The organism is Cribrihabitans pelagius (assembly GCF_048820915.1).
Classification (GTDB): domain Bacteria; phylum Pseudomonadota; class Alphaproteobacteria; order Rhodobacterales; family Rhodobacteraceae; genus Cribrihabitans_A; species Cribrihabitans_A pelagius.
In genome coordinates this window covers 39,008-62,969 of the sequence record NZ_JBMERR010000004.1, presented here as the reverse complement: position 1 = coordinate 62,969, position 23,962 = coordinate 39,008, and the positions used below count along the sequence as shown (strand labels likewise).

Here is a 23,962-nt window from a genome sequence, read left to right as displayed (position 1 = left end):
CAAGATGAAGGAGCGGGAAACATGAGGATCAGCTGTCCGCACTGCGGCGAGCGGGACCGGCGGGAGTTTACCGTGAAGGGGGCGGCAGCGTTGCGGCCGCCGGATGGCGCGGGGCTGGACGCCTGGCACGGCTATCTGCACCTGCGTGAGAACCCGGCCGGGCGTCTGGAGGAGCTGTGGTATCACGAAATGGGCTGCGGCGCCTGGCTGGTGGTGACGCGCGATACCGTGAGCCACGCGGTTCTGGCGGTGCGGCTGGCAGCGGATGCCGGACTGGGAGGGGCGGCATGAGGCTGGCAGGCAAGGGGCTGAACCCGGAGGCGCGGCCGGTGAGCTTTTCCTTTGACGGGCGCCACATGATGGGGCTGGAGGGCGAGCCGCTGGCGGCGGCGCTCCTGGCCAATGGGGTGCATCTGGTGGGGCGGTCTTTCAAGTACCACCGCCCGAGGGGCGTGCTGACCGCGGGCAGCGAGGAGCCGAACGCGCTGGTCACCATCGGCCGCGGCGGGCAGCAGGACCCCAATGTGCGCGCCACCCGGCAGGAGCTGTACGAGGGGCTGGAGGCGCGCAGCCAGAACCGCTGGCCGTCGCTGGAGAGGGATCTCTTGGCGGTGAACGACCTCGCCGCGCCCTTCCTTGGCGCCGGGTTTTATTACAAGACCTTCATGTGGCCCGCGGGGTTCTGGGAGAAGCTTTATGAGCCCGTGATCCGCCGGGCGGCCGGGCTGGGCGCGCTTTCGGGTGAGGCGGACGCGGACACCTGCGAGAAGGCCTATGCCTTCTGCGACGTATTGGTGATCGGCTCCGGGCCTGCGGGGCTGATGGCGGCCTTGCAGGCAGGCCGGGCGGGCGCCGATGTGATCCTTTGCGAGGAAGACAGCCAGATGGGCGGGCGGCTGCTGGCCGAGCGCGAGGAGGTCGGCGGCAAGCCGGGGCATCTCTGGGCGGCGGAAGCTGTGGCGGAGCTTCGCGCAATGGAGAACGTGCGCCTGATGCCGCGCACCGCCGTCACCGGTGCCTACGACCAGGGCACCTATGGCGCCCTGGAGCGTGTTTCGCACCATCTGCCGCGCAGTGCTTCGCCGGAGGGGAGCCTCCTGCCGCGCGAGTGTTTCTGGCGCATCGCGGCCAAACACGCAGTGCTGGCGGCGGGGGCCATCGAGCGGCCCGTTGCCTTCCGCAACAACGACCGGCCGGGGATCATGATGGCGGGCGCGGTGCGCACCTATCTGAACCGCTGGGGGGTGGCGCCCGGGGAGCGGGTCACTGTCTTTGGAAACAACGACCAGGCGCACCGCACCGCGCGCGATCTGGCGGCGGCGGGGGTGCATGTGGCGGCGGTGATCGACAGCCGCCATGATGGCCCCGAAAACGGTGACTGGCCGGTGATCCGTGGCGCCCAGGTCTGCGACGCGGCGGGGCGGCGGCGGCTGGAGAGCATCACCCTGCGCTCGGTCCGCGGCGAGGAGAGGATACAGACCGACTGCCTGGCGATGTCTGGCGGCTGGAACCCCTCGGTGCATCTGACCTGCCACCTGAACGCGCGGCCGGTCTGGCGGCGCGAGCTGGCGGCTTTTGTGCCAGCGGAAGGCGCGGTGCCGGGAATGGTGACGGCGGGGGCCTGCAATGGCGCCTTCTCCACCGCCGCCTGCCTGCGCGAGGGCGCGGCGGCGGCGGGGCAGGTGCTGGAGGCGCTGGGCAGGCACTCCCCCGCAGCGGACCTGCTCGAGGCGGAGGATGATCCCTACCGCATCACGCCGCTGTGGGCAGTGCCGGGCCGCGGGCGCGCCTGGCTCGACTTCCAGAACGATGTCACCGTGAAGGACGTGAAACAGGCGGCGGCGGAGAACTTCCGCTCGGTCGAGCACATGAAGCGCTACACCACGCAAGGCATGGCGACCGATCAGGGCAAGATCTCGAACGTCTCGGCGCTGGCGGTGCTGGCAGATGCCACGGGCCGGACAATCCCCGAGACCGGCACCACCACTTTCCGTCCGCCGTTTGTGCCGGTTGCGCTCGGGGCGATGGGGGCGGGGGCCACGGAGGCGGGGTTCAAGCCGCAGCGCTTCCTCACCTCGCACCGGGAGAGCGAGGCGCGGGGCGCCGAGCAGTTAGAGGCCGGGCTGTGGTACCGGGCGGCCTGGTTCCCCAAGGCGGGGGAGACCCACTGGCGCCAGTCCTGCGACCGCGAGGCGGCGATGGTGCGCAGTGCGGTGGGGATCTGCGATGTCTCCACCCTCGGCAAGATCGACATCCAGGGGCCGGACGCGGGCAGGCTGCTGGATTTCGTCTACACCAACACCTTCAGCACCTTGAAACAGGGGCGCGTGCGCTATGGGCTGATGCTGCGCGAGGACGGGTTTGTCATGGATGACGGAACCACCGCGCGGCTGGGGGACACCCACTACGTGATGACCACCACCACCGCCGCGGCGGGGGAGGTGATGGCGCATCTGGAGTTTGCTTCCCAAGTGCTGCGGCCGGAGTGGGACGTGCGTTTTGCCTCGGTCACCGAGCACTGGGCGCAGTTTGCCGTGGCCGGGCCGAAATCGCGGGAGCTGCTGAGTGCGCTGCTGGAGCAGGAGCTCGGCAGTGAAAGCTGGCCCTTCATGGCTTGTGGAGAGGTCTCCGTGCTGGGCGTCAACGGGCGGCTGTTCCGGATCTCTTTCTCGGGCGAGCTGGCCTATGAGATCGCGGTGCCCGCGCGCTATGGCGAGAGCCTGTACCGGGAGCTGTTGAAGCGGGCCGAGGCGCTGGGCGGCGGAGCTTACGGGATGGAGGCGCTCAATGTGCTCAGGATCGAGAAGGGGCTGATCACCCATGCCGAGATCAACGGCACGGTCACGGCGCACGACCTTGGGCTGCAGGGGATGATGTCGCAGAAGAAGCCTTTCATCGGCAAGGCGATGGCGGCGCGTGAGGGCCTGGTGGCAGAGGACCGGATGCGGCTCGTCGGGCTGAAGCCCGCGGGCGCGGCGCAAGAGATCACCGCGGGCGCGCATCTCTTCACCCCCGGCGATCCGGTCGAGCGCGCGGCGGATCAGGGTTATGTGACCTCCGCCTGTTTCTCGCCCGCGCTAGGGCATCCCATCGGGCTTGGCTTCCTGAAGGAGGGGCCGGAGCGGATTGGCGAAACGGTGCGGCTGGTCGATCACATGCGCGGGGCGGACACGCTGTGCGAGGTGGTGCCGCCGGTATTCTTTGACCCTGAGGGAGGGAGGGCGCGTGGCTGAGCTGACGGCTAAGAGTGCTTGCTTGGGGCTGCTGCCCGCCGCAATTGGCGGGATGCGCCTGAGCGAGGAACATTTGGGCACGATGTGGAGTATCGCGCCCTACAAGGGGCGGCGGGAGGCGCTGGGCGCGGCGATGGAGGCGGCGCATGGTGTTGGGTTTCCCGATCCGAACCGCGCGTTGCAGGGCCAGGGCGTGGAGGCGCTGTGGTTTGGACGGGAGATGGCGCTCCTGATCGGGGCGGCGCCGGACGCAAGCCTTGCGGAACATGCGGCACTCACCGATCAGAGCGACGCCTGGGCGGTGGTGCGGCTGGAGGGGGCGGGCGCCGAAGATGTCTTGGCGCGGCTGGTGCCGGTGGATCTGAGGGCGCGGCAGTTTGCGCAAGGCCGCACCCTGCGCAGTGAACTGAAGCACATGATGGCCTCGGTTACGCGCGTGGGCCCGGATGCTTTCCGCATCATGGTGTTCCGCTCGATGACGCAGACGCTGGTGCATGATCTGAAAACAGCGATGGAAGCTCTGGCGGCGCGGGGGTAACCTCCGTGGATCACGAACTGATTCCCGGAGCTGATCCATGATCCGCATCTTCCTCGCCGCTGCCTTGCTGGCGGCGCCGGCCTATGCATCCGAAACCAAAGAAGAAAGCTGCAAGTATCAGGGCCAGGTCATGGCCGCGGTCCAGCAGGCGCGCCTCGACCGGGTGCCGCAGGACGACGTGGAGCAGGCGATTCTGGCGAGTGAGCCGGAATGGCCGGAAGTCTACACCCGCGCGATCCCGCAGCTTTCCGCGCATGTCTACGCGATGAAGCGGCGCGACCTGCGCGGCACCGATCTGGGCGCGGTCTTTGAGCAGCAGTGCCTGGAGAACTGGGACCGGATCCAGGAAATGCAAAAACAGCTGAAGTCGAACTGACATGTCCCTGCCGCCCGGCTTCCTTGATGAACTGCGCACCCGGGTCAGCCTGTCTGACGTTGTCGGGCGCAAGGTCATGTGGGATCAGCGCAAGTCGCAGCCGGGCAAGGGGGATTACTGGAGCCCGTGCCCCTTCCACCACGAGAAGACGGCGTCGTTCCACGTCGAGGACCGCAAGGGGTTCTATTACTGCTTCGGCTGCCATGCGAAGGGCGATGCGCTGAAGTTCGTGCAGGAGACGGAAAACGTCAGCTTCATGGAAGCGGTGGAGATCCTGGCGGGGGAGGCGGGGCTGGAGATGCCCAAACGCGATCCCCGGGCGCAGGAGAAACAGGACCGCCGGGCGCTGCTCGCCGATGTGATGGAACAGGCGGTGCAGTTCTTCCGCCTGCAGCTGAAGACCGGTGCGGCGCAGGAGGCGCGCGCCTACCTTCAGCGCCGCGGGCTGATGCCGCCGGCGCTGGACCGCTGGGAGATCGGATTTGCCCCGAACGGCTGGCAGAACCTCTGGGACCATTTGCGCGGCAAGGGGGTGGCTGAGGACCTGATCCTCGGCGCGGGCCTCGGCAAGCCTTCGAACAAGGGCGGCAAGCCTTACGACACCTTCCGCAACCGGATCATGTTCCCGATCCGCGATGCGCGCGGGCGCGCGATTGCTTTTGGCGGCCGGGCGATGGACCCGAATGACAACGCCAAGTACCTGAATTCGCCCGAGACCGAGCTGTTCGACAAGGGCCGCAGCCTCTACAACCACGGGCCCGCGCGGGCGGCCTCCGGGCGGGGTGCGCCGCTGATCGTGGCCGAGGGCTACATGGATGTGATCGCCCTGGCCGAGGGCGGCTTCCAGTCCTCCGTTGCGCCGCTCGGCACCGCGATCACGGAAAACCAGCTGCAGATGCTGTGGCGGATCTCGGACGAGCCGGTCATCGCGCTGGATGGCGACACCGCGGGCCTGCGCGCGGCGATGCGGCTCATCGACCTGGCGCTGCCGCTGCTGGAGGCGGGCAAGAGTTTGCGCTTTGCGCTGATGCCCGAGGGCAAGGACCCCGACGACATGATCCGCAGCGAAGGCGCGGAGGCGGTGCAGGCGGTGCTGGACCAGGCGATGCCGATGGTGAAGCTGCTGTGGCAGCGCGAGACCGCGGGCAAGGTCTTTGACAGCCCCGAGCGCAAGGCGGCGTTGGACAAGAGCCTGCGCGACAAGATCCGGCTGATCCGCGATCCTTCGATCCGAAAGCATTACGGCGACGACATCAAGGAGCTGCGCTGGCAGCTGTTCCGCAGCAATCGCGGCGGGGGAAATGCCAGCGGCGGCGGCAAGGGCGGCTACCAGCTGAAGCCCGGCGGCGGCGGCGGATTCCGCGATGGCGTGCGCGCGCCCTGGCGCGGCAAGGGCTTTGCCGGCCCGGTGCCGCAGCCGCGCGCCACCACCCGTGCCTCGCTGGTGGCGGCGGCGGATGAGGGCGCCTTTGCCCGCATGCGCGAGGCGGTGATCCTGGCGACTGCCATTACCACGCCCGCGGTGATCGTGGAATTTGAACCCCGGCTGGAGCGTCTGCAGTGCGCCGACCCGGATCTGGCGGCGCTGCGCGACCTGGCGCTGCGGGTGGGGATCGAGGCGCCGGAGCGGCTGCGCGAGGAAATAGATTGGGCGCTGGGCCCGCACGCTCTTGAAAACCTCTATGCGCTGCGCCATGTGGCTATCATCCCCAGCCTGCGCAAACCCGGCGACACCGAACTGGCCGCCATGACCCTGGCGGAAGAATTCGCGAAACTGGAAGCCGGGCGCGGGCTGGATGCGGAACTGGCGGAGGCCACGGAGGATCTGAGCGGGCTGGCCGACGAAGCCCTGACCTGGCGCCTGGGTCAGGCCGCGGAGGCCCGCAACCGGGCGGTGCGCAGCGAAAATGAGGACAAGGCGCAGTATGATGTGGGTGAAAACGGCGCGCGCCTCAACCGCGAGGAACGCGATGCCTTTGGCGCCCTTCTGGACCGGATCGGCTTTTCCGGCAAATGACATGCAGTGCGTGATTCTGCGTTTTGCTAAGGAAGAGCAAAAGAAAATTGAGTAAACCGGGTGACGAATCAGAACATCGCGCTAATGATTCGCGCGACCCGAATCGCCCCGCAGCCCCTGATGAGGAGCAATGAATGGCCGCCAAAGACACCGACGACCGCAAGCCTGACGATCAGGAGCCCGAAATCTCCCTCGACATGAGCCAGACTCAGGTCAAGAAGATGATCGCGGAAGCCCGCGAGAAGGGCTACATCACCTATGATCAGCTCAACCAGGTGCTGCCGCCGGATCAGGTCAGCTCGGAACAGATCGAGGACGTGATGTCGATGCTCAGCGAAATGGGCATCAACATCATCGAGGACGAGGAAGCCGAGGAAGAAGACAACAAGGGCTCGACCGATCTGGTCACCACCGAGGGCCCGCGCGAGGTTGCCCTGGCCGGTGCCGCGGCCGAGAAGCTGGACCGCACCGATGACCCGGTGCGCATGTACCTGCGCGAGATGGGCTCGGTCGAATTGCTGAGCCGCGAGGGCGAGATCGCCATCGCCAAGCGCATCGAGGCCGGCCGCAACACGATGATCGCCGGGCTTTGCGAAAGCCCGCTGACTTTCCAGGCGATCACCATCTGGCACGACGAACTGTTGTCCGAGGACATCCTGCTGCGCGATGTCATCGACCTGGAAGCCACCTTCGGCAACCAGCTCGATGAAGAGGGCGGCGTCGAGGAGCCGGTGGTCGACACTTCCGCGGTGCAGGCGGCCAAGCCCGCCAAGGAGGAAGGCCCCGAGCTCGACGCGGACGGCAACCCGATCTCCCGCGAGGAGGACGAGGACGAGGACGAGCAGGCCAACATGTCGCTCGCCGCGATGGAGGCCGCGCTCAAGGACCGGGTGCTGACCACGCTGGAGCGGATCTCCACTGATTTTGCCGAACTGAGCGAGATGCAGGACAGCCGGATCTCGGCGACGCTGAACGAGGATGGCTCCTTCAGCGCCGATGACGAGGTGCGCTACCAGTCGCTGCGGTCCGAGATTGTGGAGCTGGTGAACGGTCTGCACCTGCACAACAACCGGATTGAGGCGCTGATTGACCAGCTTTACGGCATCAACCGCCGGATCATGCAGATCGACAGCGCCGTGGTGAAGCTGGCCGACCAGGCCCGCATCAACCGCAAGGAATTTGTCGAGGCCTACCGCGGCCGCGAGCTGGACCCGAACTGGCTCAGCGAGATGGGCGAAAAGCCGGGCCGCGGCTGGCAGATGTTTATCGAACGCTCCACCGAAAAGGTGGAAGAGCTGCGCGGCGACATGGCCCAGGTCGGCCAGTATGTCGGTCTGGATATCTCGGAATTCCGCCGCATCGTGCAGCAGGTGCAGAAGGGCGAAAAAGAGGCCCGCCAGGCCAAGAAGGAAATGGTCGAGGCCAACCTCCGGCTGGTGATCTCGATCGCCAAGAAATACACCAACCGCGGGCTGCAGTTTCTTGACCTCATTCAGGAAGGCAACATCGGCCTGATGAAGGCTGTGGACAAGTTCGAATACCGCCGCGGCTACAAGTTCTCGACCTATGCGACCTGGTGGATCCGCCAGGCGATCACCCGCTCGATCGCGGATCAGGCGCGCACCATCCGGATCCCGGTGCACATGATCGAGACCATCAACAAGCTGGTCCGCACCGGCCGCCAGATGCTGCACGAGATCGGCCGCGAGCCGACGCCCGAGGAGCTGGCCGAAAAGCTGCAGATGCCGCTGGAGAAGGTCCGCAAGGTGATGAAGATCGCCAAAGAGCCGATCTCGCTCGAAACCCCGATCGGGGACGAGGAAGATTCACAGCTCGGCGATTTCATCGAGGACAAGAACGCGGTGCTGCCCTTGGACAGCGCCATCCAGGAAAACCTCAAGGAAACCACGACCCGGGTGCTGGCATCGCTCACCCCGCGCGAGGAACGGGTGCTGCGGATGCGTTTTGGCATCGGCATGAACACCGACCACACGCTGGAAGAGGTTGGCCAGCAGTTCAGCGTGACCCGCGAGCGCATCCGCCAGATCGAGGCGAAGGCCCTGCGGAAGCTCAAGCATCCGAGCCGCTCGCGCAAGCTGCGATCGTTCCTGGACCAGTGATCCGGCTTGATCCGGATAGCCATGGCCGCGCCCTGTGCGCGGCCATTTCTTTTCTTAGGTCGGAAATCGAGGCGGGTGTTCCAACAACAGAGCGAAGCCGTGCGCCGAAGACGCGCGCGGGCGATCTTGACCTGAGCGGCTGGCAGTTCATGCCCGCCAAATCCGTCTGTCCTCTCGGGGGACCGCCCAGCCTCAGCCAAATCGCCACGGTGTGGAGGCGCGCCGGCGATGCGCGGCGGCCTGCTGCTTTGTTCCGCGCAGGGAAGGATTTACCGGCTACAGCAGGGTTTCCTGACGCTTCCCAAATTGCGGTAGGTTGGCGCAAGGAGTTCATTCTACTAGAGGGAAGTTCATGGCGACGAACGAGTATTGGGCAAAGCGGATAATTTCGGAATACGTCAAGCTACGGCAGTCTAGTGACAAGGTTCTCGTGACATACGGCGAGCTGGCTGAGAGTATTGGACGCAAGGGCGAGCATCGGTTGCTTGGGAACCCACTCGACTTGGTTCGCGCAATTTGCGAGCAGGCAAACCTTCCTGACGTAACAACTGTTGTGGTTGATCAGCAAAGTCTAAGAACCGGCGAAATCAGTCCTTCTCCTAAGGCACTGGAAAAGTACGGCGGCTGGCCTGGATTGAGAGCTGCGCAAGCTCGCGTGCTCGCATTCGATTGGCGCTCGGTCAAACTCGAAGATTGAGGGTTCGGTTGGAGAGCTAGGCCGATGTGGAAGCCAAAAAATGACGCGGGCGGCCTCATCGTCTTTGACGGCGACTGCGTGCTTTGCTGCGGCTTCTTCCGCTTCGTGCTGCGCCATGACCGGGCGGAGCGATTCTCCTTCGCGCTGGCGCAGTCGCCCGCCGGGCAGCGGCTCTACCGGGCGGAGGGACTGGCGACGGAGTCGTTCGACACCATGCTGGTGGCCGCGCAGGGCCGGGTATTTCAGCGGCTGGATGCGGTGGCGGCGGTGCTGCGGGAGCTGGGCGGTCCGTGGCGGTTCCTGGCGCTGTGCCGGTTCCTGCCGCGGGGGGTGAAGGGCGCGCTTTACACCCTGATCGCCCGCAACCGCTTCCGGCTGTTCGGGCGGCGCGAGGCCTGCCTGCTGCCGCCGCCGGATCTCGTCCGCCGCTTTGCGCCGGAGGGGCTGGCCGGGCCTGATGGGGCGGGGGCACCGGCACCGGGGAATCTCGGGCGTTAACCATTTGGCAACGTCCTGCATTGCCTGCGGTTTCTGCGGGCATTATCGTAAAATTCACATCAAAGGGGCAATGATCCGGGGGGATGGAATGTCTGCTTACCGTGATGCGGATTCGGCGCTGGGGGCGCTGGACGCAAAATTGCAGGAACTGAACGGGCTGGTGCTGGCCAATGGCTTTTTGGCGGGCGTGCTGCTGGCGCAGGGGGACGCGCTGAAGAAGATGGATGCGGAAGAAACCCGCGAGATGCTGCGCGCGCAGGCGCGGGCGGAATACGGGGCAGGGGGCCGCGCGCCCGACGCCGCGGTGATGGAGGTGCTCGAAGGCGTGCTGGGGGCACGTCCGGGCGCCGAGGTCATCCCTTTTCCCGCCCGCGCTTAAGCGGCATTTCGCGGGGCCGCTCTGCGCACGCCATGGCACCCCTGCGGCAGTCCTGACAGGCCGCTGCAGGGGTTTTCATGTTGAAGTTTGCGCAAACCGGTCTGGGGCTCATGGAGCAACTTGCTGCAGCCCCGGAGTGGCAGGCCGCGCGTCGGCGATGCGCGGCGGCCTTCGGCCTTGTCCCGTGCTGGAGGGCCATCGGCTTCGCGCCGATTTTTCACGCACCAATGCGAACCAGCACGATATGCGGCCACATCCATTCATGTGCAGGCTGCGGCCCGCCAGCCCGCCGCACGGCGCTGTGATTTGCCCGTGTCGGCCTGCGGCTTAGTCTCTCCCCTGAAACCGGCACTTGGCCGCGGCCTGGTCCGCAGCTTGGCGTTGCCGGTCTGGACCGCGCCGGCCCGCCCCGAACCGGGCCGGCGCGATGAGAAGGGAGACCGCCATGAAACTGCACACGCTGTTTGCTGCCGCCCTGACGAGCGCCTGTGTGCTGGCCCCGGATGCGGCCCCGGCGTGGTGGTCCTGGAACCGGCATGAGGTCTTCCCCATAGGCGGCGGCGTCTGGGAGGTCGTGAGCGAGGTCGGTGCCATACCGCAGGATTACTGGTGTGCCACCGGTGATTATGCCTTCCGCGAGCTGGGCGCGCCGCTCAGCCAGCGCATCTATATCTGGCGCGGCATCGGCCCGTCGCTGAGCCGGCCCCGCCGCAACGCGGTGCAGTTTTCCTTCTCGCCGCCGCCGGGCGCGGACCTGTCGCCGCGGCGCTCGCTGAACATCAAGGCGGTGGGCAACAGCAAACGCACGGGCTCGGCCTATAATCAGTGCTTCAACCGCCGGCTTCGGAACAATATCTTCCTCGACTGATCCGCCGGGTGCTTGCCCGGGGTGCGGCTTTGGTCCAGAACGAAAGCCATGCAGCAGCGCTTCACCATCGCGACCCGGGGCCAGGGGCTTTACGAATTCACCGCCGACTTGCGTGCCTGGGTGGCGGGGCAGGGACGCGCCGACGGGCTGCTCACCCTGTTCGTGCGCCATACCTCCTGTTCGCTTCTGATCCAGGAAAACGCCGACCCCGAGGTGCAGACCGATTTGCAGGCCTTCTTCGCCCGCCTGGTGCCGCCTTCGGACCACCCGGCGATGTGCTATCTGCGCCATACCTGCGAGGGGCCGGACGACATGCCTGCCCACATCAAGGCCGCGATGATGCCGGTGAGCCTCACGATCCCGGTGAGCGGCGGGGCGCCGGTTCTGGGGCGCTGGCAGGGGGTTTACTTGTTCGAACACCGCGACGCGCCGCACCGCCGCGAGGTGGTGGCCCACCTTGGTTGAACCTCTTTATCTAGCGGCATTATTTCACCACTACCCAAATTCTGGAGGCTGCCCTATAGTTGTGGATAACCGGGGGAACCCGGACACAAGTTAAAGGCTGACAGGATTGAGGATACCGGCGGATGCGCTGCCCATTTTGTGGAAATATCGACACTCAGGTCAAGGATTCCCGTCCTGCCGAGGATCACGTCTCGATCCGGCGGCGGCGGTTCTGCCCGGCCTGCGGCGGCCGCTTCACCACCTATGAACGGGTGCAGCTGCGCGACCTTGTGGTGATCAAGTCCTCCGGCAAGCGCGAGGATTTCGACCGCGACAAGCTGGAGCGCTCGATCCGCATCTCGATGCAGAAACGCCCGATCGAGCCGGAGCGCATCGACCAGATGATCTCGGGGATCGTGCGGCGGCTGGAGAGCATGGGCGAGACTGACATTGCCTCCAAGAAAATCGGCGAGATCGTGATGGAGGCGCTGGCCCGGATCGACACCGTTGCCTATGTGCGGTTTGCCAGCGTTTACAAGAACTTCCAGGCGGCGGATGATTTCGAGGACTTTGTCCACGAGCTCCGCCCGCATGTTGCTCCGGAAGAGTGATGGATCCCGATCACCGTTACATGGCGCTGGCCCTGTCGCTGGGCCGGCGCGGGCAGGGCAACTGCTGGCCGAACCCGGCTGTGGGCTGCGTCATCGTGCGCGAAGGCCGCATCGTGGGGCGCGGCTGGACCAAACCTGGCGGGCGCCCGCATGCGGAGACCGAAGCGCTGGCGCAGGCGGGTGAGGCCGCGCGCGGGGCCACCGCTTATGTGACGCTGGAGCCTTGCGCGCATCACGGCAAGACCGCGCCCTGTACGCAGGCGCTGATCGAGGCCGGGGTGGCCCGCGTCGTGGCTGCGGTCGAGGACAGCGATCCGCGGGTCTCGGGCCAGGGCTTCCAGATGCTGCGCGATGCAGGCGTCGAGGTGGTTTCCGGCGTCTGGGCTGCTCAGGCGGCGCGCGATCATGCCGGGTTTTTCCTCAAGACCGAACAGGGCCGCCCGCTGGTGACGCTGAAGCTGGCCAGCAGTTTCGACGGCCGTATCGCCACCGGCTCGGGGCAGAGCCAATGGATCACCGGGCCGGAGGCGCGCCGCGTTGTGCATGCGATGCGGGCGCGCCATGACGCGGTAATGGTGGGCGGCGGCACCGCGCGGGCGGACGACCCTTCGCTCACCGTGCGCGATCTTGGCGTGAAGCGGCAGCCGGTGCGGGTGGTGATTTCGCGCCATCTGGACCTGCCCCTGATGGGGCAGCTGGCGCGCAGCGCCCGCGAGGTGCCGGTCTGGCTGTGCCACGGCCAGGGCGCCGCGCCCGAGCGGGTGGACGCCTGGCAGGGGCTGGGGGCGCGGCTGATCCCGTGTGCGGCGCACGGTGTGCAGCTCGACCCCGCCGGCGTGTTGCAGCAGCTGGGCCAGGCCGGGCTCACGCGGGTGTTTTGCGAGGGCGGCAGCGCGCTGGCGGCGTCTCTTCTGGCGTTTGATCTGGTGGATGAGCTGATCGGGTTTACGGCCGGCCTCGGCATCGGTGCCGAGGGGCTGCCTTCGATTGGGGCGCTGGGGATCGGCAAGCTGGCGGAGGCGCCGCGGTTCGAGCTGATCGAGACCCGCCGTGCCGGGGGCGATATCCTGCACCGCTGGACGCGGGAGCTGCGTTAGACAGAGGGCGCGGAAGGGGCGTTGCCCCTCGGCCTTGCGGCCTTACCCCGGGGTATTTGAAGTCAGAAAGTGGCTGAGCGTAAGAGGGGCCCGGCCCGCTGGCCTGCGGCCTCACATCAAGGTGTTTTCAGCCGGAATCAGGAGCCGGGGGACGGTGCGGCGTCAGCGCCAGTGAGGAGCCCAGCTGGCGAAGAGGCCTTGCAGCTTGGAAATCAGGCGGTTGGCCGCGCCTGGGTGCGGCAGCCGGCCGTGCTGCAAGCGCATCGCGGCCACTTCCGGCGGGCAGGGGGCGCCTGTGACGGGGTCGCGGTAGCGCGGGTAGTCGATCAGCGCGGCATGGGCGAGGCCGAGGAGGCCGGGGCGGGCCTGGCGCCATTCCGGCTGCTCTGCCTTGTCGCGGGTCAGGCCCCAGCCGGCGTAGAAGGGCCGGCCCAGCGTTGTGACGGGGATGCTGCGCAGGAGGGCCTCGAAACCGAGGAGGGAGGTCATTGTCCAGACCTCCTGCACCTCAGCGAGCAGTTCTGCGGGATCGGCATTGGCGGCAATCACGTCGGCGAGGCCGTCGGCGTCGATCTTTCCGCCGCGCAGGCCTGCCTCCACATCCGGGTGCGGCTTGTAGATGATCACGGCCTGCGGGTTGGCGGCGCGCGCGGCTTCGAGGAGGGCGCGGTTGCTGTTCACCTTGCCCGCGCCGCAAAGGATCGAGGCGTCATCCGCGACCTGGCCCGGGACCAGGATGCGGTGGCCTTCGGGCAGGGCGGGGGCGGGGCCGCCGAGGTTGTATTTCGACAGGCCGCCGCTGGTGAGGCTTTGGATGAGGGCCTCGGCGCGGCGCGCCTGCGCTTCGGTCAGCCTGCTGCGGCGGGCGATCAGGTGGTCGAGGTCCGAGGGCTGGCGCGGGTCGTAGTAGATGCCGCGCCAGTCGGTGACCAGCGACAGCGGCGGCACCAGCTCTGCCCCCAGCCCGCGGGAGCGCAGGAAGCCGTCTTCGACCCGCGCGGCGCCTGCGTGGGTCTCGGTGGCCTTGCTGGCCCAGACCATATGCTTGCGGCTGCTGCGCCGGGCCTTCTGGGTGTCTTCGGTGAACATCACGCGCTTTTCGCGCCCGTAGAAAGCCTGCAGCGGCCCGCGCTTCCACAGCCGCATGCCGGAGGCGGCCCAGCCTGCGCGGTCCTCGCGCCAGGCGCGGGCCCTGGCTTCCAGCGTGTCGAGCGCGGTTTCCAGCTCGCAGAGATCATCGCGGAACGGGTCGTACCAGGCGGGGTAGAGGATCATCGCCGCGGCGAACAGCTGCGCGCGGGTGAGGCGCCGCTGCCGCCGGGCGGGCGGGGCGTCGTCGGTGGTGAGCCCCCAGCCGGCATAGAAGGGCTGGCCGAAGACGCGGGGCTTGTGGCCTGCGAGGATCGCCTCGAACCCCATTTGCGAGGAGACCGTATAGACCCCGACCGCGCCCTCCAGCAGCGCCCAGGGGGAGACCTCGCCGGTGAACAGCTGCACCCGGCCTTGCGCATCGGAGGGCGCGAAGTGGCCGGGGCGGTAGCCGTGCAGGGTTTCGGGGTGGGTCTTGATCAGCACCCGCGCGCCGGGGTGTTCCTCCTGCGCGTAGGCGAGCATTTCGAGAAACCGCGCCCGGCCGGCTCCGGAGGCAATCACCGAGGCATCGTGGCGGGCCTGATCGGCCACCAGCACATAGCCCGGTTCCGGCGGCGCGGCGGCGGGATCGACGCCGCTGTACTTGCTGAGATGCGCCTCCCGCATGCGGGCGATGGCGTCGCGGGCACGTTGCAGGAGGTGGCTGTCGTCGAGCGGGCTGGCGGCCAGCAGGCGCTCCAGCTCCGAAGGTGTTTCCGCGTCGAAATGCACGCCCTCGCGATCCAGAAGCAGCCCCAGCGGCGGCTCGCCCGCGCGGCCCGGATGGAGCGATCGCAGGAAGGCGTCTTCTACCCGCAACAGCCCGCAGCCGCGCCGTGCCGCCACCGCCCGGCCGCGGTGTGCGGTGGGGGAGGCGCCCCAGATGCCCACCATGTCCCGGGGCTGCGGCAGGCCGAGGCTGACCCGGTAGCCGGCAAGCGCCAGGATGCGCCGCAGCCGTTTCTGGGTCAGGAAGCCGCCATTGTAAACAAACAGCCGAGACGTTTCCGTCCCGGCTGTGCGGTGTGCGTTATGCGGACCTGGGCCCGGGGTCACCGCCCTCAGCCTTCGAAGGCGGTGGAGACACTCGACAGGGAGCCGACCGGGCTCAGCAGCAGCGAGATGGTCTTGGTCCACTGGGTGTAGGGCGCTTCGGTGACGTAGAGCGTGTCGTCGTCGCGGATCACGAAGTCGCGGGCGATGAACAGCCCGTTCGGCTGGGTGAGGTTCAGCACGTAGACCATGCGCTGCGCGCCGATCAGGTCGTCGCGGCCCAGCACCTGGTTGGCGATCTCGGCGGGCTCATTCCGGAGCACGAAGACGCCGGTCGGGTCGGAAGCGGTCGAGATCAGGCCGCCGACCTGGGCGATGGCTTCCAGTGCCGAGAGATCCTGGCTTTCGAACGGCACCCGGGCCTGGGCGGTGGTGGCGCCAAGGGCGGTGAAGGAGCGGGTGTCCTCTTCGACCAGGATACGGTCGCCGCCGCGCAGGGCCACGTCCAGTTCGGGGTTGTCGTAGAGATCCTGGAACCAGATCCTGCCCTTGTGATTGCCGCGCAGGATGGTGACCTGGGCAATCTCGGGCTGGATGGTGACTCCGCCGGCCTGGGCCAGCATGGTGGAGAGCGTGCGGGTGGGGCGTTCGATCGGGTAGACGCCCTGGGCGCCGATGGCGCCCGTGAGGCTGACGGTGGCGCCGTCGCCGGCCAGGCGGCGCACCTGCACCTGCGGGTCCGGGGTCTGGTCTTCGAGCTTGCGGGTGATCGCCTGGCGCAGCTGCTCCGGCGTGTTGCCCGAGGCGCGCAACCGGCCGGCGTAAGGCACGAAGATGAAGCCCGCGCTGTCGACCTGCACCTCCTCCAGCACGGTGGAGTTGCTGGCCTCGCCCGCCAGGAGCCCGTCGTCGACGTTTTCCCAAACCGTGAGGCCGAGGACATCGCCGGGGCGGATCACGTCGGAGGTCAGCACCCCGGCGGAAGTGAACCCGGGGGCAAAGCCAAGCGCCGGCACCACCGCAGTGGCGCGGGCGACGCGGTCGTTGACCGAGACGATGAAGGCGTCGCCCTCGCGCTGCACCGAGCCTGCGAAGATCTGGCGCTTGCTCGGGCCCACCTTGGGCAGCCCGCAAGACGCCGCCAGGGCCACTGCGGCCAGCAAGGCGGCGGGGCGCGCCCAGCGAAGGGAAACGGATATCACTGCTCGGTCTCCTGACCTGTTATTGTTTTGCCTCAGTTTTTACGGCCAAGGTAACCGGGCAGAAGGCAAAAATCCAGTCCCGCCGGGCAGCGCGGTCAGGTCACCGCGCGCAACTGTTGCCGGGGCGCCGCTGTGCCGCGGCTGAGCGCGTCATAGGGATCGTCAGCAGCGAGCATCATGTCGGCCACTTGCCGCAGGAGCTGGCGGCGGCCGCGGCGGGAGTAGTATCCGCCCGCGAGCTGCGAGGTCTCCAGCAGGAACCGGCGGTAATCGCGGTAGGCACGGGCGTCCGGGCGGCGGGGGGCGGCGAAGAAGTCGCGGGTGGGCTGGGGCGAGACGAACTCCGGCTTGCCATAGACCGCAGCGCCGAAGATCTTGAGCGGGATGCCGCGCCACAGCACCTGCTGGCCGGCGGTGGAATTGACGGTGACGGCGCCGCGCGCCTCGTTCAGGAGCTGCGCGAGTTTGCCGCCGCGCACGTAATGCACCCGGCCTTCGATGCCATGCTGGCGGGCCAGTGCACGCAAGGTGCGGCGCAGCGGCACGCGGCCATCCTCCAGCGGATGCGCCTTGATCACCAGGTGGTGGTGGCGTGGCGCGCCCTCGGCAAAGCCGGTGATCACCTCGTCAAGGAACTCCCGCATCGAGGCAAAAGGCGAATGCGCCTGGAACGAGCTGTCATGCTCCAGCTGCAACAGCGCCAGGTGATAGGGAAAACCGCCGTTGCGGATGCGCCGCTCGGCCAGCCGCCGCTCCAGCGCCTGGGCGGGCATCAAGAGCAGGCGGCGCAGGTAGAGCTGGAATTCGCTGGTGACCGGCAGCGCCCGGTGCGGGCGGAAGTTGCGGTAGCGCCGGTTCCGGAACATCACGAACCAGTGGTAGAGCGCGCCATAAAACACATGCTGGCGCATGTCGCCCCAATGCGCCGGCGGCAGCGGCGTCTCCATGTCGGAGCGTGCGAGTGCGGCCTGCATCTCGCTGACCGGCATCTGCATCAGCCGCGAGTGGCCATTGGCGCCGCCGCGCTCGTAGGTGACCCAATAGGGGCGCAGGTAGCCTTCCTCAAAGACATGCACGGTGAGCCCGCGCTCCCGGGCGGCGCGCACCGCGGCGGCATGGACGGGCCTGGTGTCGCCGTAAAGCACGATGTCGGTGACTGTATGCGCCTCGAGCAGCACCTCCAGCGCCTGCGGCCAGTCCTCGGGGCGGCCCTCATAGGCGTGGTACGTGCCGCGGTCGCGCCAGAAGGCCGCATCGCCCGCGTTGAACCCCGCCCGCAGCACCCGGGCGCCTGCCGCCTGCAGCATGGCGCCGAGGCCCGCAAAGAAGGGCCCGTGCGGGCCTTGCAGGAACAGGAAGCTGCGGCTTTCGGTCATCGGGGCATCCAGGGGGCCGGAGTTGCGGAAATGCTGCGGCTCAGCCTGCCCGCGCAAGGCGGCAAAACTAAGGCCGCGGCGGGCACGGGGGAGGGCAGGGGCAAGCCGGGGCTTGTGGCGCGGGTCCTGCGCCGCTACCTGTTTGCCCCAGAACGATCCGTGCCCGCAAGGAGGTCCCTTTCATGTTCACCGGCATCATCACCGATATCGGCACCATTGCCGAGCTGGAGCAGCAGGGCGACCTGCGCGCCCGCATCACAACCGCCTATGACACCGCGACCATCGACATCGGCGCCTCGATCGCCTCCGACGGGGTGTGCCTCACGGTGATCGCGCTGGGCGACGACTGGTACGATGTGCAGATCTCGGCCGAAACCGTCTCCAGGACCAATCTCGCGGCCTGGCAGCCGGGCAAGCGGGTGAACCTGGAGCGCGCGCTGAAGGTGGGCGACGAGCTGGGCGGCCATATTGTCTCGGGCCACATCGACGGCACGGCCGAGGTGACCGCCGTGACCGAAGAGGGCGGCAGCACCCGCTACTCCCTGCGCGCGCCCGAGGCGCTGGCCCGCTTCATTGCGCCCAAGGGCTCGGTGGCGCTGAACGGCACCTCGCTGACAGTGAATGACGTGGACGGCCGGAACTTCGGCATCAACGTGATCCCCCACACCCAGGAAGTGACCACTTGGGGCGAGGTGAAACAGGGCGACCTGGTGAACCTGGAGATCGACACTCTGGCCCGCTATGTCGCGCGGTTGAATGAAGCGGGCTGAAGCGTTCCCGCGGCGCCCTGGCCACTTTCTGACCAGAAATACCCCGGGGTGAGGCCGCAAGGCCGAGGGGCAGCGCCCCTATTGCAACGCGGTCCACATGCCACGCTGGCTGCCGGCGGGGTGCGGCTCCCGCCCCCTGGCCGCGCCATCAAAGATGCCGCGCCAGGCGTTGGGCCGGGCGCGCCGCTGGCGCGGCGCGGGCCGCCTGAGGCCACCGTCCCGCTTTGTGCAGAGGCGCACAGGACGTCTCTGCGCGCCCAGCTGCCGTTTGCGGGTCTGGCATTTACCGCCTCGCTGGGGTATTTCGCATGCAAGGAACCTGCGGCGCCCGGGGCGCTGCCCGTGCGCATCGAAAGGCTGGCACATGAGCTTTGAAACACCGGGGCCGGTTGAGGCGCGTCTCAAGGGCGCGATCAGCCCGATCGAGGAGATCATCGAAGAGGCCCGCCAGGGCCGGATGTTCATTCTGGTCGACCACGAGGACCGCGAGAACGAAGGCGATCTGGTGATCCCGGCGCAACATGCCGATGCGGCGGCGATCAACTTCATGGCCACCCATGGCCGCGGGCTGATCTGCCTCACCCTGCCGGCCGAGCGGATCGAGGAGCTGGGGCTGCCGATGATGGCGCTGCACAACTCCTCGCGCCACGAGACCGCCTTCACCGTGTCGATCGAAGCGCGCGAGGGAGTCTCCACCGGCATTTCCGCCGCCGACCGGGCGCTCACGGTGGCCACGGCCATCGACCCGGAGAAAACCGCCGCCGACATCGCGACGCCGGGCCATGTCTTCCCCCTGCGCGCGCGCCGGGGCGGGGTCTTGGTGCGGGCGGGCCACACAGAGGCGGGCTGCGATGTCGCCCGGCTCGCGGGCCATTACCCGGCCTCGGTGATCTGCGAGATCATGAAGGAGGACGGCAGCATGGCGCGTCTGCCCGATCTGGTGGATTACGCCAAGACGCACGGGCTGAAGATCGGCACCATTTCCGACCTGATCACCTACCGCGCCCGCAACGACAACCTGGTGGTGGAGACATCGCGCCAGACCGTCACCTCCGAATTCGGCGGCGCGTGGGAAATGCGGCTGTTCACCGACCAGACCCACGGGATCGAGCATGTGGTGATGATCAAGGGCGACATTTCCACGCCGGAGCCGGTGCTGGTGCGCACCCATGCGCTGCATGAGGCGACCGATATTCTGGGCCTCGGTCCCAAGTCCGCCCGCCAGCTGCCCCGCGCGATGGAGATCATCGCCGAGGAAGGCCGCGGCGTCGTGACCCTGTTCCGCCAGCCGCGCAACGCTTTGTACGCCAACGAGGACGAAGGCCCGCGCACGGTGACCATCAAGCAGACCGGCATCGGCGCTCAGATCCTGTCGAGCCTGGGCCTGCACAAGCTGGTGCTGCTGACCGACTCGCCCTCGACCAAATATGTCGGGCTGGATGCCTATGGGCTGTCGATCACCGGCAGCCGCCCCATTCTGAAGGACGCCTGATATGGCCGGACATGAAACCCACTACACCCTGCCGCGTGCTGAATTCGACAAGCCGGTGAAGCTGCTGATCGTGGTCGCACCCTACTACAAGGATATCGCCGACAACCTGGTTGCCGGTGCGGCGGCCGAGATCGAGGCCGCGGGCGGCACGTTCGAGGTTGTCGAGGTGCCTGGCGCGCTGGAAGTGCCCACCGCCATCGCCATCGCCGACCGCGCGTCCAACTTTGACGGTTACGTGGCGCTTGGCTGTGTGATCCGGGGCGAGACCACGCACTATGATACCGTTTGCAATGACAGCAGCCGCGCAATCCAGCTGATGGGCCTGCAGGGGCTGTGCATCGGCAACGGCATCCTGACCGTGGAGAACCGCAGGCAGGCCGAGGTGCGGGCCGATACCGCCGATCAGAACAAGGGCGGCGGCGCGGCCGCTGCGGCCTTGCATCTGATCGCGCTCACGCGTAAGTGGGGCGCCCAGACCAAGGGCATCGGCTTCAAGGCGCCATCCGAGGCGATCCAGCTGGCCGGCACAGACAACGGATCCACCAAAGCATGAGCACCTCAGACGGCCGCGCCCAGGGCGGCGGCAAGAAGAAACAGATGAGATCGGCAGCGCGGCTTTACGCGCTGCAGGCGCTGTTCCAGATGGAGCAGAGCGGCCAGACCTTCGATCAGGTCATCGTCGAGTTCGAAGACCACCGCTTCGGCGCCACCTACGAGGGCGACGAGATGGCCGAGGGCGACACCGCCGTGTTCCGCAAGCTGGTGCGCGAAGCGGTGAACTACCAGGCCTCGATCGACCAGATGACCGACCGGGCGCTGGTGGCGAAATGGCCGATTGCGCGCATCGACCCGACGCTGCGGGCGCTGTTCCGCGCCGCGGGGGCCGAGCTGACGCAGTCGGACACGCCGCCGAAGGTGGTGATCACCGAGTTCGTCGACATTGCCCGTGCCTTTTTCCCCGAAGGCAAGGAGCCGAAGTTCGTGAACGGCGTGCTCGACCACATGGCGCGGGAGGCACGGCCGGAGGCGTTCTGAGTCTTCTGCTCGAACCGGCGTTTTTTTCGCAAAAGGCGCGCCCGGTGGCCAGCCCTTTGCATTCCGGGGTGCATCTGCGGGCCGAGCTTTTTTGAGGGCGCTACGTCAGGTCAAACAGGAGCTCCCGAAGAAATCTTCGGGAGCCTTCTGAGCCGGATGCGGGCTCAGCGGGACAAAATGAAAATTCGCTGCAAGCTGCTTCAAAGGCGGCGAACTGCGCTCTTTGCCTGCGGCGCTTCACTGGCAGGACGGAATGTGTGAATTCGCCGCATCTGGGATGGCAACCTCCCCGAACTGTGAAAGCGGCCATTCTCAGCCGGGAGTTCAATTTCTGCAATGCTGCAGGTAGCGGGCAGCCGGCGTGGCCGCCCGCAATGGTAATGGAGCCAATTTTCTAAGGCAGAAAGGTCAGCCCGCAGGCGAGAACAACGCCCGTCACCATCAGCACCACCAGGCAATAGCCCATGATGTCCTTGGCCGAGAGGCCGGCAATGGCCAGGGCCGGCAGCGCCCAGAACGGCTGGATCAGGTTCGTCCAGGTGTCGCCCCAGGCCACGGCCATTGCGGTCCGGGCCGGCTCGACGCCGAGTGCGGCCCCGGCTTCCAGAATGATCGGAGCCTGCACCGCCCACTGACCGCCGCCGGAGGGCACGAACATGTTGACGATGCCCGCCGACAGGAAGGTGAACAGAGGCAGCGTCTGCGCGGTGGAGACCGAGACGAACCAGTTCGACATCGTGACCGCCAGGCCGAAGCCCACCATCATGCCCATGATCCCGGCATAGAAGGGGAACTGCACGATGATGCCGCTGGCGCCGTCCACCGCCTGCTTGACCGAGGCCAGGAACTGCGACGGGCGGCCGTGCAGCAGGATGCCGAGGAACAGCAGGGTGAAGTTGACAATGTTGAGGTTCAGCCCGCTGCCGGTGCCGAAGATGTAATAGCCGACATAGACCAGCCCCAGCACACCGGACGCCATTGAAAGGGCCATGCTGTTTTCCGGCCGGAAAAAGGGAGAGTCCGGCCCGGCCCCGTCAGCGCCGCTGTCCTCGCCAAGCTTGGCCGGATCGATTGTCACTTCCTGGCCTTCCGGCGGGGTGATCAGCCAGTTGACCAGTGGGATAACGATGAACAGCGCCAGCAGGATGCCCAGGTTCATCGGCGAGAAGATGGTTTCGCTGGTTGGCACGACGCCGATTTTGTCGGCGGTGAAATGTCCGTCGGTGGCGATCACCAGCGGCACCGAGCCGGACAGCCCGCCGTGCCAGACCATGAAGCCGCTGTAAGCGCTGGCGATGGCCAGACGGTAGTCCAGCCGCGGCAGGCAGCGGGCCAGTTCGCGGGCAAACAGCGCGCTGATCACCAGCCCGAAACCCCAGTTGATCCAGGCTGCAACCAGCGTCACGAGGGTCACCAGAACGATGCCCTGCCGGGGGGTGCGGGCGACCCTGGCCAGCACCTGCAGCAGCCGTTTGAAGACCGGCGTGCTGGCGACCACAAAGCCGGTCACCAGGATCAGCACCATCTGCATGGAAAAGCTCAGCAGGTTCCAGAACCCTTCGCCCCAGAACTGCGCCATCGCAACCGGCCCGCGGCCTTCGATCAGCATCCCGGACCCGAAGACGACAAGTGTCAGCATCAGAACCAGCACAAAGGCATCCGGCAGGTAGCGCTCGACCATGCTGACAGACGCGCGGGTAATTCCCTGTATCATTGTTGTTCTCCTCCCTTTGGATCACTTCTGCGGACGGATCGGCATCCGGGCGGCAAGACCCAGCGCGGTTTCCAGAACCTGGGCGGCAGACAGCAGATCAAAATCGCCCTTCGGCTTGCCGATCAGCTGCAGCCCGACCGGCAGCCCGCTGCGCGTTGTGCCGCAGGGGATCGAGACCGCCGGACAGCCGGTCAGGGTGATCACAAAGGTCAGGAACATCCAGTCGATGTAGCTGGTCAGCTCCTGGCCGCCGATATGCGTCGGGAAGCGCTGCTCTACCGGATAGGGCGGCACCGCCACGGTGGGGCAGGCCAGCACGTCATAGGTCTCGAAGAAGGCCGCGACGTTGTGGAAGATGGCGGCGCGGACACGCTCAGCGCGCAGCACCTCGTCTGCAGTGATGTTCTGGCCCTTCTTGATGCTCCAGATGATTTCCGGGGCCACCCGGTCGCGGTCGGTTTCCAGCAGATCGCCGCGCAGACTGGCCAGGAGCACGGCACGCAGGGTCTGGAAAGCCTCCAGCCCGCCGGAGAAATCCGGGCAGGCCTCTTCCACTGCAGCGCCGGCCTGGGCAAGAGCCTGTGTGCCGGTGCGGCAGATGCCGGCCACTTCGGGATCCACCAGCGACAGGTTCAGATCCGGCGTGAAGGCCACGCGTTTGGGCGCCTTGGGGGCGCGCACGGCCTCGGTAAACGGTGTGGCAGGCGCCGGGAAGGACAACGGATCGTTCGGATGCGCATGGGCCAGCGAATCCAGCATCAGCGCCGCATCCGCCACATTGCGCGCCATCGGGCCCTCGACCCAGAGCGGATCGAACGGCAGCAGGCCGGAACCGCGCGGCACCCGGCCGACGCTGGGGCGCATCCCCACGATACCGCAATAGCTGGCCGGAATGCGCAGGCTGCCGCCCAGGTCGTTGCCCGTTGCCAGCCAGGCCTCGCCAGCTGCCAGCGCCGCCGCCGAGCCGCCGGAGGAGCCGCCCACCGTCATCCGCAGGTCCCAGGGGTTGCGGGTTGCCCCGAAGACCGGGTTGAAAGTATTGGCGCCAGCAATCTCGGGCACGTTGGACTTGGCCATCGGAATGCCGCCGCTGTGCTCCAGAGTCTGTACGGTAAAGTCGGATTCTTGGATCCTGTTTTCGGCAAAAATCGGCGAGCCGTAGGTCGTCACCTGCCCGGCGACATCGTTGTAATCCTTGACCGCCACCGGGCAGCCCGGCCAGCCAGCCGGGCCGGTCCGCGCCTGCGTGCTGCTGCGACGGGAACGCCTTGGCCGCCTTGCGGGCCTCCTCGAAGAAACGGATCGGCAGGGCGTTGACGTCCGGCTCGACTTCCTCGATCCGGGCGATTGCCGTCTCCACGAAAATCAAGC

At 67.2% G+C, this 23,962-nt stretch carries 22 protein-coding genes; 17 read left to right on the top strand and 5 right to left on the bottom strand.

What is annotated here, in order from left to right; all coding sequences use genetic code 11:
* Positions 1–21 precede the first annotated feature (21 nt).
* The 13 genes from ACOHX0_RS04940 to ribD all read left to right on the top strand — a co-directional run bounded on the left by ACOHX0_RS04940 (position 22) and on the right by ribD (position 12,878).
* Positions 22–291, top strand: a complete 270-nt coding sequence (locus ACOHX0_RS04940) for a sarcosine oxidase subunit delta (protein WP_420675579.1) — start codon at positions 22–24, stop codon at positions 289–291.
* Positions 288–3,233, top strand: coding sequence for a sarcosine oxidase subunit alpha family protein (locus ACOHX0_RS04935; protein ID WP_420675578.1), 2,946 nt, complete (start codon positions 288–290; stop codon positions 3,231–3,233). Before ACOHX0_RS04940 ends, ACOHX0_RS04935 begins: the two co-directional genes overlap by 4 nt.
* The gene (locus tag ACOHX0_RS04930; RefSeq protein ID WP_420675577.1) at positions 3,226–3,771 is read left to right on the top strand and encodes a sarcosine oxidase subunit gamma; all 546 of its coding nucleotides are present in this window, start codon (positions 3,226–3,228) and stop codon (positions 3,769–3,771) included. Before ACOHX0_RS04935 ends, ACOHX0_RS04930 begins: the two co-directional genes overlap by 8 nt.
* Before the next feature lie 37 nt (positions 3,772–3,808).
* Positions 3,809–4,147, top strand: a complete 339-nt coding sequence (locus ACOHX0_RS04925) for a hypothetical protein (protein WP_420675576.1) — start codon at positions 3,809–3,811, stop codon at positions 4,145–4,147.
* A gap of 1 nt (position 4,148) precedes the next feature.
* Positions 4,149–6,164, top strand: a complete 2,016-nt coding sequence (dnaG, locus tag ACOHX0_RS04920; RefSeq protein WP_420675575.1) for a DNA primase — start codon at positions 4,149–4,151, stop codon at positions 6,162–6,164.
* Between the two features lie 134 nt (positions 6,165–6,298).
* A complete protein-coding gene (rpoD, locus tag ACOHX0_RS04915) occupies positions 6,299–8,284 on the top strand; it encodes an RNA polymerase sigma factor RpoD (RefSeq protein ID WP_420675574.1) in 1,986 nt (661 codons plus the stop codon).
* 352 nt (positions 8,285–8,636) lie between these two features.
* Positions 8,637–8,981: a hypothetical protein gene (locus ACOHX0_RS04910; RefSeq protein ID WP_420675573.1), complete on the top strand. Its 345-nt coding sequence runs from the start codon at positions 8,637–8,639 to the stop codon at positions 8,979–8,981.
* A gap of 24 nt (positions 8,982–9,005) precedes the next feature.
* Positions 9,006–9,479 (top strand): thiol-disulfide oxidoreductase DCC family protein, encoded by a 474-nt coding sequence (locus ACOHX0_RS04905; protein ID WP_420675572.1) that lies wholly within the window; start codon positions 9,006–9,008, stop codon positions 9,477–9,479.
* Between the two features lie 88 nt (positions 9,480–9,567).
* On the top strand, positions 9,568–9,858 hold the full coding sequence (locus tag ACOHX0_RS04900) for a hypothetical protein (protein WP_420675571.1): 291 nt from the start codon (positions 9,568–9,570) through the stop codon (positions 9,856–9,858).
* Between the two features lie 445 nt (positions 9,859–10,303).
* Positions 10,304–10,726, top strand: a complete 423-nt coding sequence (locus tag ACOHX0_RS04895; RefSeq protein WP_420675570.1) for a hypothetical protein — start codon at positions 10,304–10,306, stop codon at positions 10,724–10,726.
* A gap of 48 nt (positions 10,727–10,774) precedes the next feature.
* Positions 10,775–11,191 carry a secondary thiamine-phosphate synthase enzyme YjbQ gene (locus ACOHX0_RS04890; RefSeq protein WP_420675568.1) on the top strand — a complete coding sequence of 139 codons (417 nt, stop codon included), beginning with the start codon at positions 10,775–10,777 and terminating at the stop codon, positions 11,189–11,191.
* A 122-nt stretch (positions 11,192–11,313) separates the two neighbouring features.
* Positions 11,314–11,781, top strand: a complete 468-nt coding sequence (gene nrdR, locus ACOHX0_RS04885) for a transcriptional regulator NrdR (RefSeq protein WP_420675567.1) — start codon at positions 11,314–11,316, stop codon at positions 11,779–11,781.
* Positions 11,781–12,878 carry a bifunctional diaminohydroxyphosphoribosylaminopyrimidine deaminase/5-amino-6-(5-phosphoribosylamino)uracil reductase RibD gene (ribD, locus tag ACOHX0_RS04880; RefSeq protein WP_420675566.1) on the top strand — a complete coding sequence of 366 codons (1,098 nt, stop codon included), beginning with the start codon at positions 11,781–11,783 and terminating at the stop codon, positions 12,876–12,878. Before nrdR ends, ribD begins: the two co-directional genes overlap by 1 nt.
* A gap of 162 nt (positions 12,879–13,040) precedes the next feature.
* Here the strand turns inward: ribD and ACOHX0_RS04875 are convergent, their stop codons facing one another.
* The 3 genes from ACOHX0_RS04875 to ACOHX0_RS04865 all read right to left on the bottom strand — a co-directional run bounded on the left by ACOHX0_RS04875 (position 13,041) and on the right by ACOHX0_RS04865 (position 17,580).
* A complete protein-coding gene (locus tag ACOHX0_RS04875) occupies positions 13,041–15,065 on the bottom strand; it encodes a capsular polysaccharide biosynthesis protein (protein WP_420675565.1) in 2,025 nt (674 codons plus the stop codon).
* A 5-nt stretch (positions 15,066–15,070) separates the two neighbouring features.
* Complete coding sequence (locus ACOHX0_RS04870) at positions 15,071–16,204, bottom strand: polysaccharide biosynthesis/export family protein (RefSeq protein WP_420675564.1); 1,134 nt, start codon at positions 16,202–16,204, stop codon at positions 15,071–15,073.
* A gap of 95 nt (positions 16,205–16,299) precedes the next feature.
* On the bottom strand, positions 16,300–17,580 hold the full coding sequence (locus ACOHX0_RS04865) for a capsule biosynthesis protein (protein WP_420675563.1): 1,281 nt from the start codon (positions 17,578–17,580) through the stop codon (positions 16,300–16,302).
* A gap of 182 nt (positions 17,581–17,762) precedes the next feature.
* On the opposite strand from ACOHX0_RS04865, the gene ACOHX0_RS04860 reads away from it, so the two are divergent.
* From ACOHX0_RS04860 to nusB, 4 genes are all read left to right on the top strand, one after another.
* On the top strand, positions 17,763–18,350 hold the full coding sequence (locus ACOHX0_RS04860; protein WP_420675562.1) for a riboflavin synthase: 588 nt from the start codon (positions 17,763–17,765) through the stop codon (positions 18,348–18,350).
* A 364-nt stretch (positions 18,351–18,714) separates the two neighbouring features.
* Complete coding sequence (gene ribB, locus ACOHX0_RS04855; protein WP_420675561.1) at positions 18,715–19,842, top strand: 3,4-dihydroxy-2-butanone-4-phosphate synthase; 1,128 nt, start codon at positions 18,715–18,717, stop codon at positions 19,840–19,842.
* A gap of 1 nt (position 19,843) precedes the next feature.
* Positions 19,844–20,395: a 6,7-dimethyl-8-ribityllumazine synthase gene (locus ACOHX0_RS04850; RefSeq protein ID WP_420675559.1), complete on the top strand. Its 552-nt coding sequence runs from the start codon at positions 19,844–19,846 to the stop codon at positions 20,393–20,395.
* Positions 20,392–20,877, top strand: coding sequence for a transcription antitermination factor NusB (gene nusB / locus ACOHX0_RS04845; protein ID WP_420675558.1), 486 nt, complete (start codon positions 20,392–20,394; stop codon positions 20,875–20,877). Before ACOHX0_RS04850 ends, nusB begins: the two co-directional genes overlap by 4 nt.
* 394 nt (positions 20,878–21,271) lie before the next feature.
* Here the strand turns inward: nusB and ACOHX0_RS04840 are convergent, their stop codons facing one another.
* Positions 21,272–22,591 carry a short-chain fatty acid transporter gene (locus ACOHX0_RS04840; protein ID WP_420675557.1) on the bottom strand — a complete coding sequence of 440 codons (1,320 nt, stop codon included), beginning with the start codon at positions 22,589–22,591 and terminating at the stop codon, positions 21,272–21,274.
* 21 nt (positions 22,592–22,612) lie between these two features.
* On the bottom strand, positions 22,613–23,797 hold the full coding sequence (locus tag ACOHX0_RS04835; RefSeq protein WP_420675556.1) for an amidase: 1,185 nt from the start codon (positions 23,795–23,797) through the stop codon (positions 22,613–22,615).
* Positions 23,798–23,962: the final 165 nt, after the last annotated feature.

What these genes read in the sequence shown, in the direction of transcription:
- ACOHX0_RS04940 (WP_420675579.1), top strand. Translation starts at nt 22, where the DNA reads ATGAGGATCAGCTGTCCGCACTGCGGCGAGCGGGACCGGCGGGAGTTT.
- ACOHX0_RS04935 (WP_420675578.1), top strand. Translation starts at nt 288, where the DNA reads ATGAGGCTGGCAGGCAAGGGGCTGAACCCGGAGGCGCGGCCGGTGAGC.
- ACOHX0_RS04925 (WP_420675576.1), top strand. Translation starts at nt 3,809, where the DNA reads ATGATCCGCATCTTCCTCGCCGCTGCCTTGCTGGCGGCGCCGGCCTAT.
- dnaG (WP_420675575.1), top strand. Translation starts at nt 4,149, where the DNA reads ATGTCCCTGCCGCCCGGCTTCCTTGATGAACTGCGCACCCGGGTCAGC.
- rpoD (WP_420675574.1), top strand. Translation starts at nt 6,299, where the DNA reads ATGGCCGCCAAAGACACCGACGACCGCAAGCCTGACGATCAGGAGCCC.
- ACOHX0_RS04910 (WP_420675573.1), top strand. Translation starts at nt 8,637, where the DNA reads ATGGCGACGAACGAGTATTGGGCAAAGCGGATAATTTCGGAATACGTC.
- ACOHX0_RS04905 (WP_420675572.1), top strand. Translation starts at nt 9,006, where the DNA reads ATGTGGAAGCCAAAAAATGACGCGGGCGGCCTCATCGTCTTTGACGGC.
- ACOHX0_RS04900 (WP_420675571.1), top strand. Translation starts at nt 9,568, where the DNA reads ATGTCTGCTTACCGTGATGCGGATTCGGCGCTGGGGGCGCTGGACGCA.
- ACOHX0_RS04895 (WP_420675570.1), top strand. Translation starts at nt 10,304, where the DNA reads ATGAAACTGCACACGCTGTTTGCTGCCGCCCTGACGAGCGCCTGTGTG.
- ACOHX0_RS04890 (WP_420675568.1), top strand. Translation starts at nt 10,775, where the DNA reads ATGCAGCAGCGCTTCACCATCGCGACCCGGGGCCAGGGGCTTTACGAA.
- nrdR (WP_420675567.1), top strand. Translation starts at nt 11,314, where the DNA reads ATGCGCTGCCCATTTTGTGGAAATATCGACACTCAGGTCAAGGATTCC.
- ribD (WP_420675566.1), top strand. Translation starts at nt 11,781, where the DNA reads ATGGATCCCGATCACCGTTACATGGCGCTGGCCCTGTCGCTGGGCCGG.
- ACOHX0_RS04865 (WP_420675563.1), bottom strand. Translation starts at nt 17,580, where the DNA reads ATGACCGAAAGCCGCAGCTTCCTGTTCCTGCAAGGCCCGCACGGGCCC.
- ACOHX0_RS04860 (WP_420675562.1), top strand. Translation starts at nt 17,763, where the DNA reads ATGTTCACCGGCATCATCACCGATATCGGCACCATTGCCGAGCTGGAG.
- ribB (WP_420675561.1), top strand. Translation starts at nt 18,715, where the DNA reads ATGAGCTTTGAAACACCGGGGCCGGTTGAGGCGCGTCTCAAGGGCGCG.
- ACOHX0_RS04850 (WP_420675559.1), top strand. Translation starts at nt 19,844, where the DNA reads ATGGCCGGACATGAAACCCACTACACCCTGCCGCGTGCTGAATTCGAC.
- nusB (WP_420675558.1), top strand. Translation starts at nt 20,392, where the DNA reads ATGAGCACCTCAGACGGCCGCGCCCAGGGCGGCGGCAAGAAGAAACAG.
- ACOHX0_RS04840 (WP_420675557.1), bottom strand. Translation starts at nt 22,591, where the DNA reads ATGATACAGGGAATTACCCGCGCGTCTGTCAGCATGGTCGAGCGCTAC.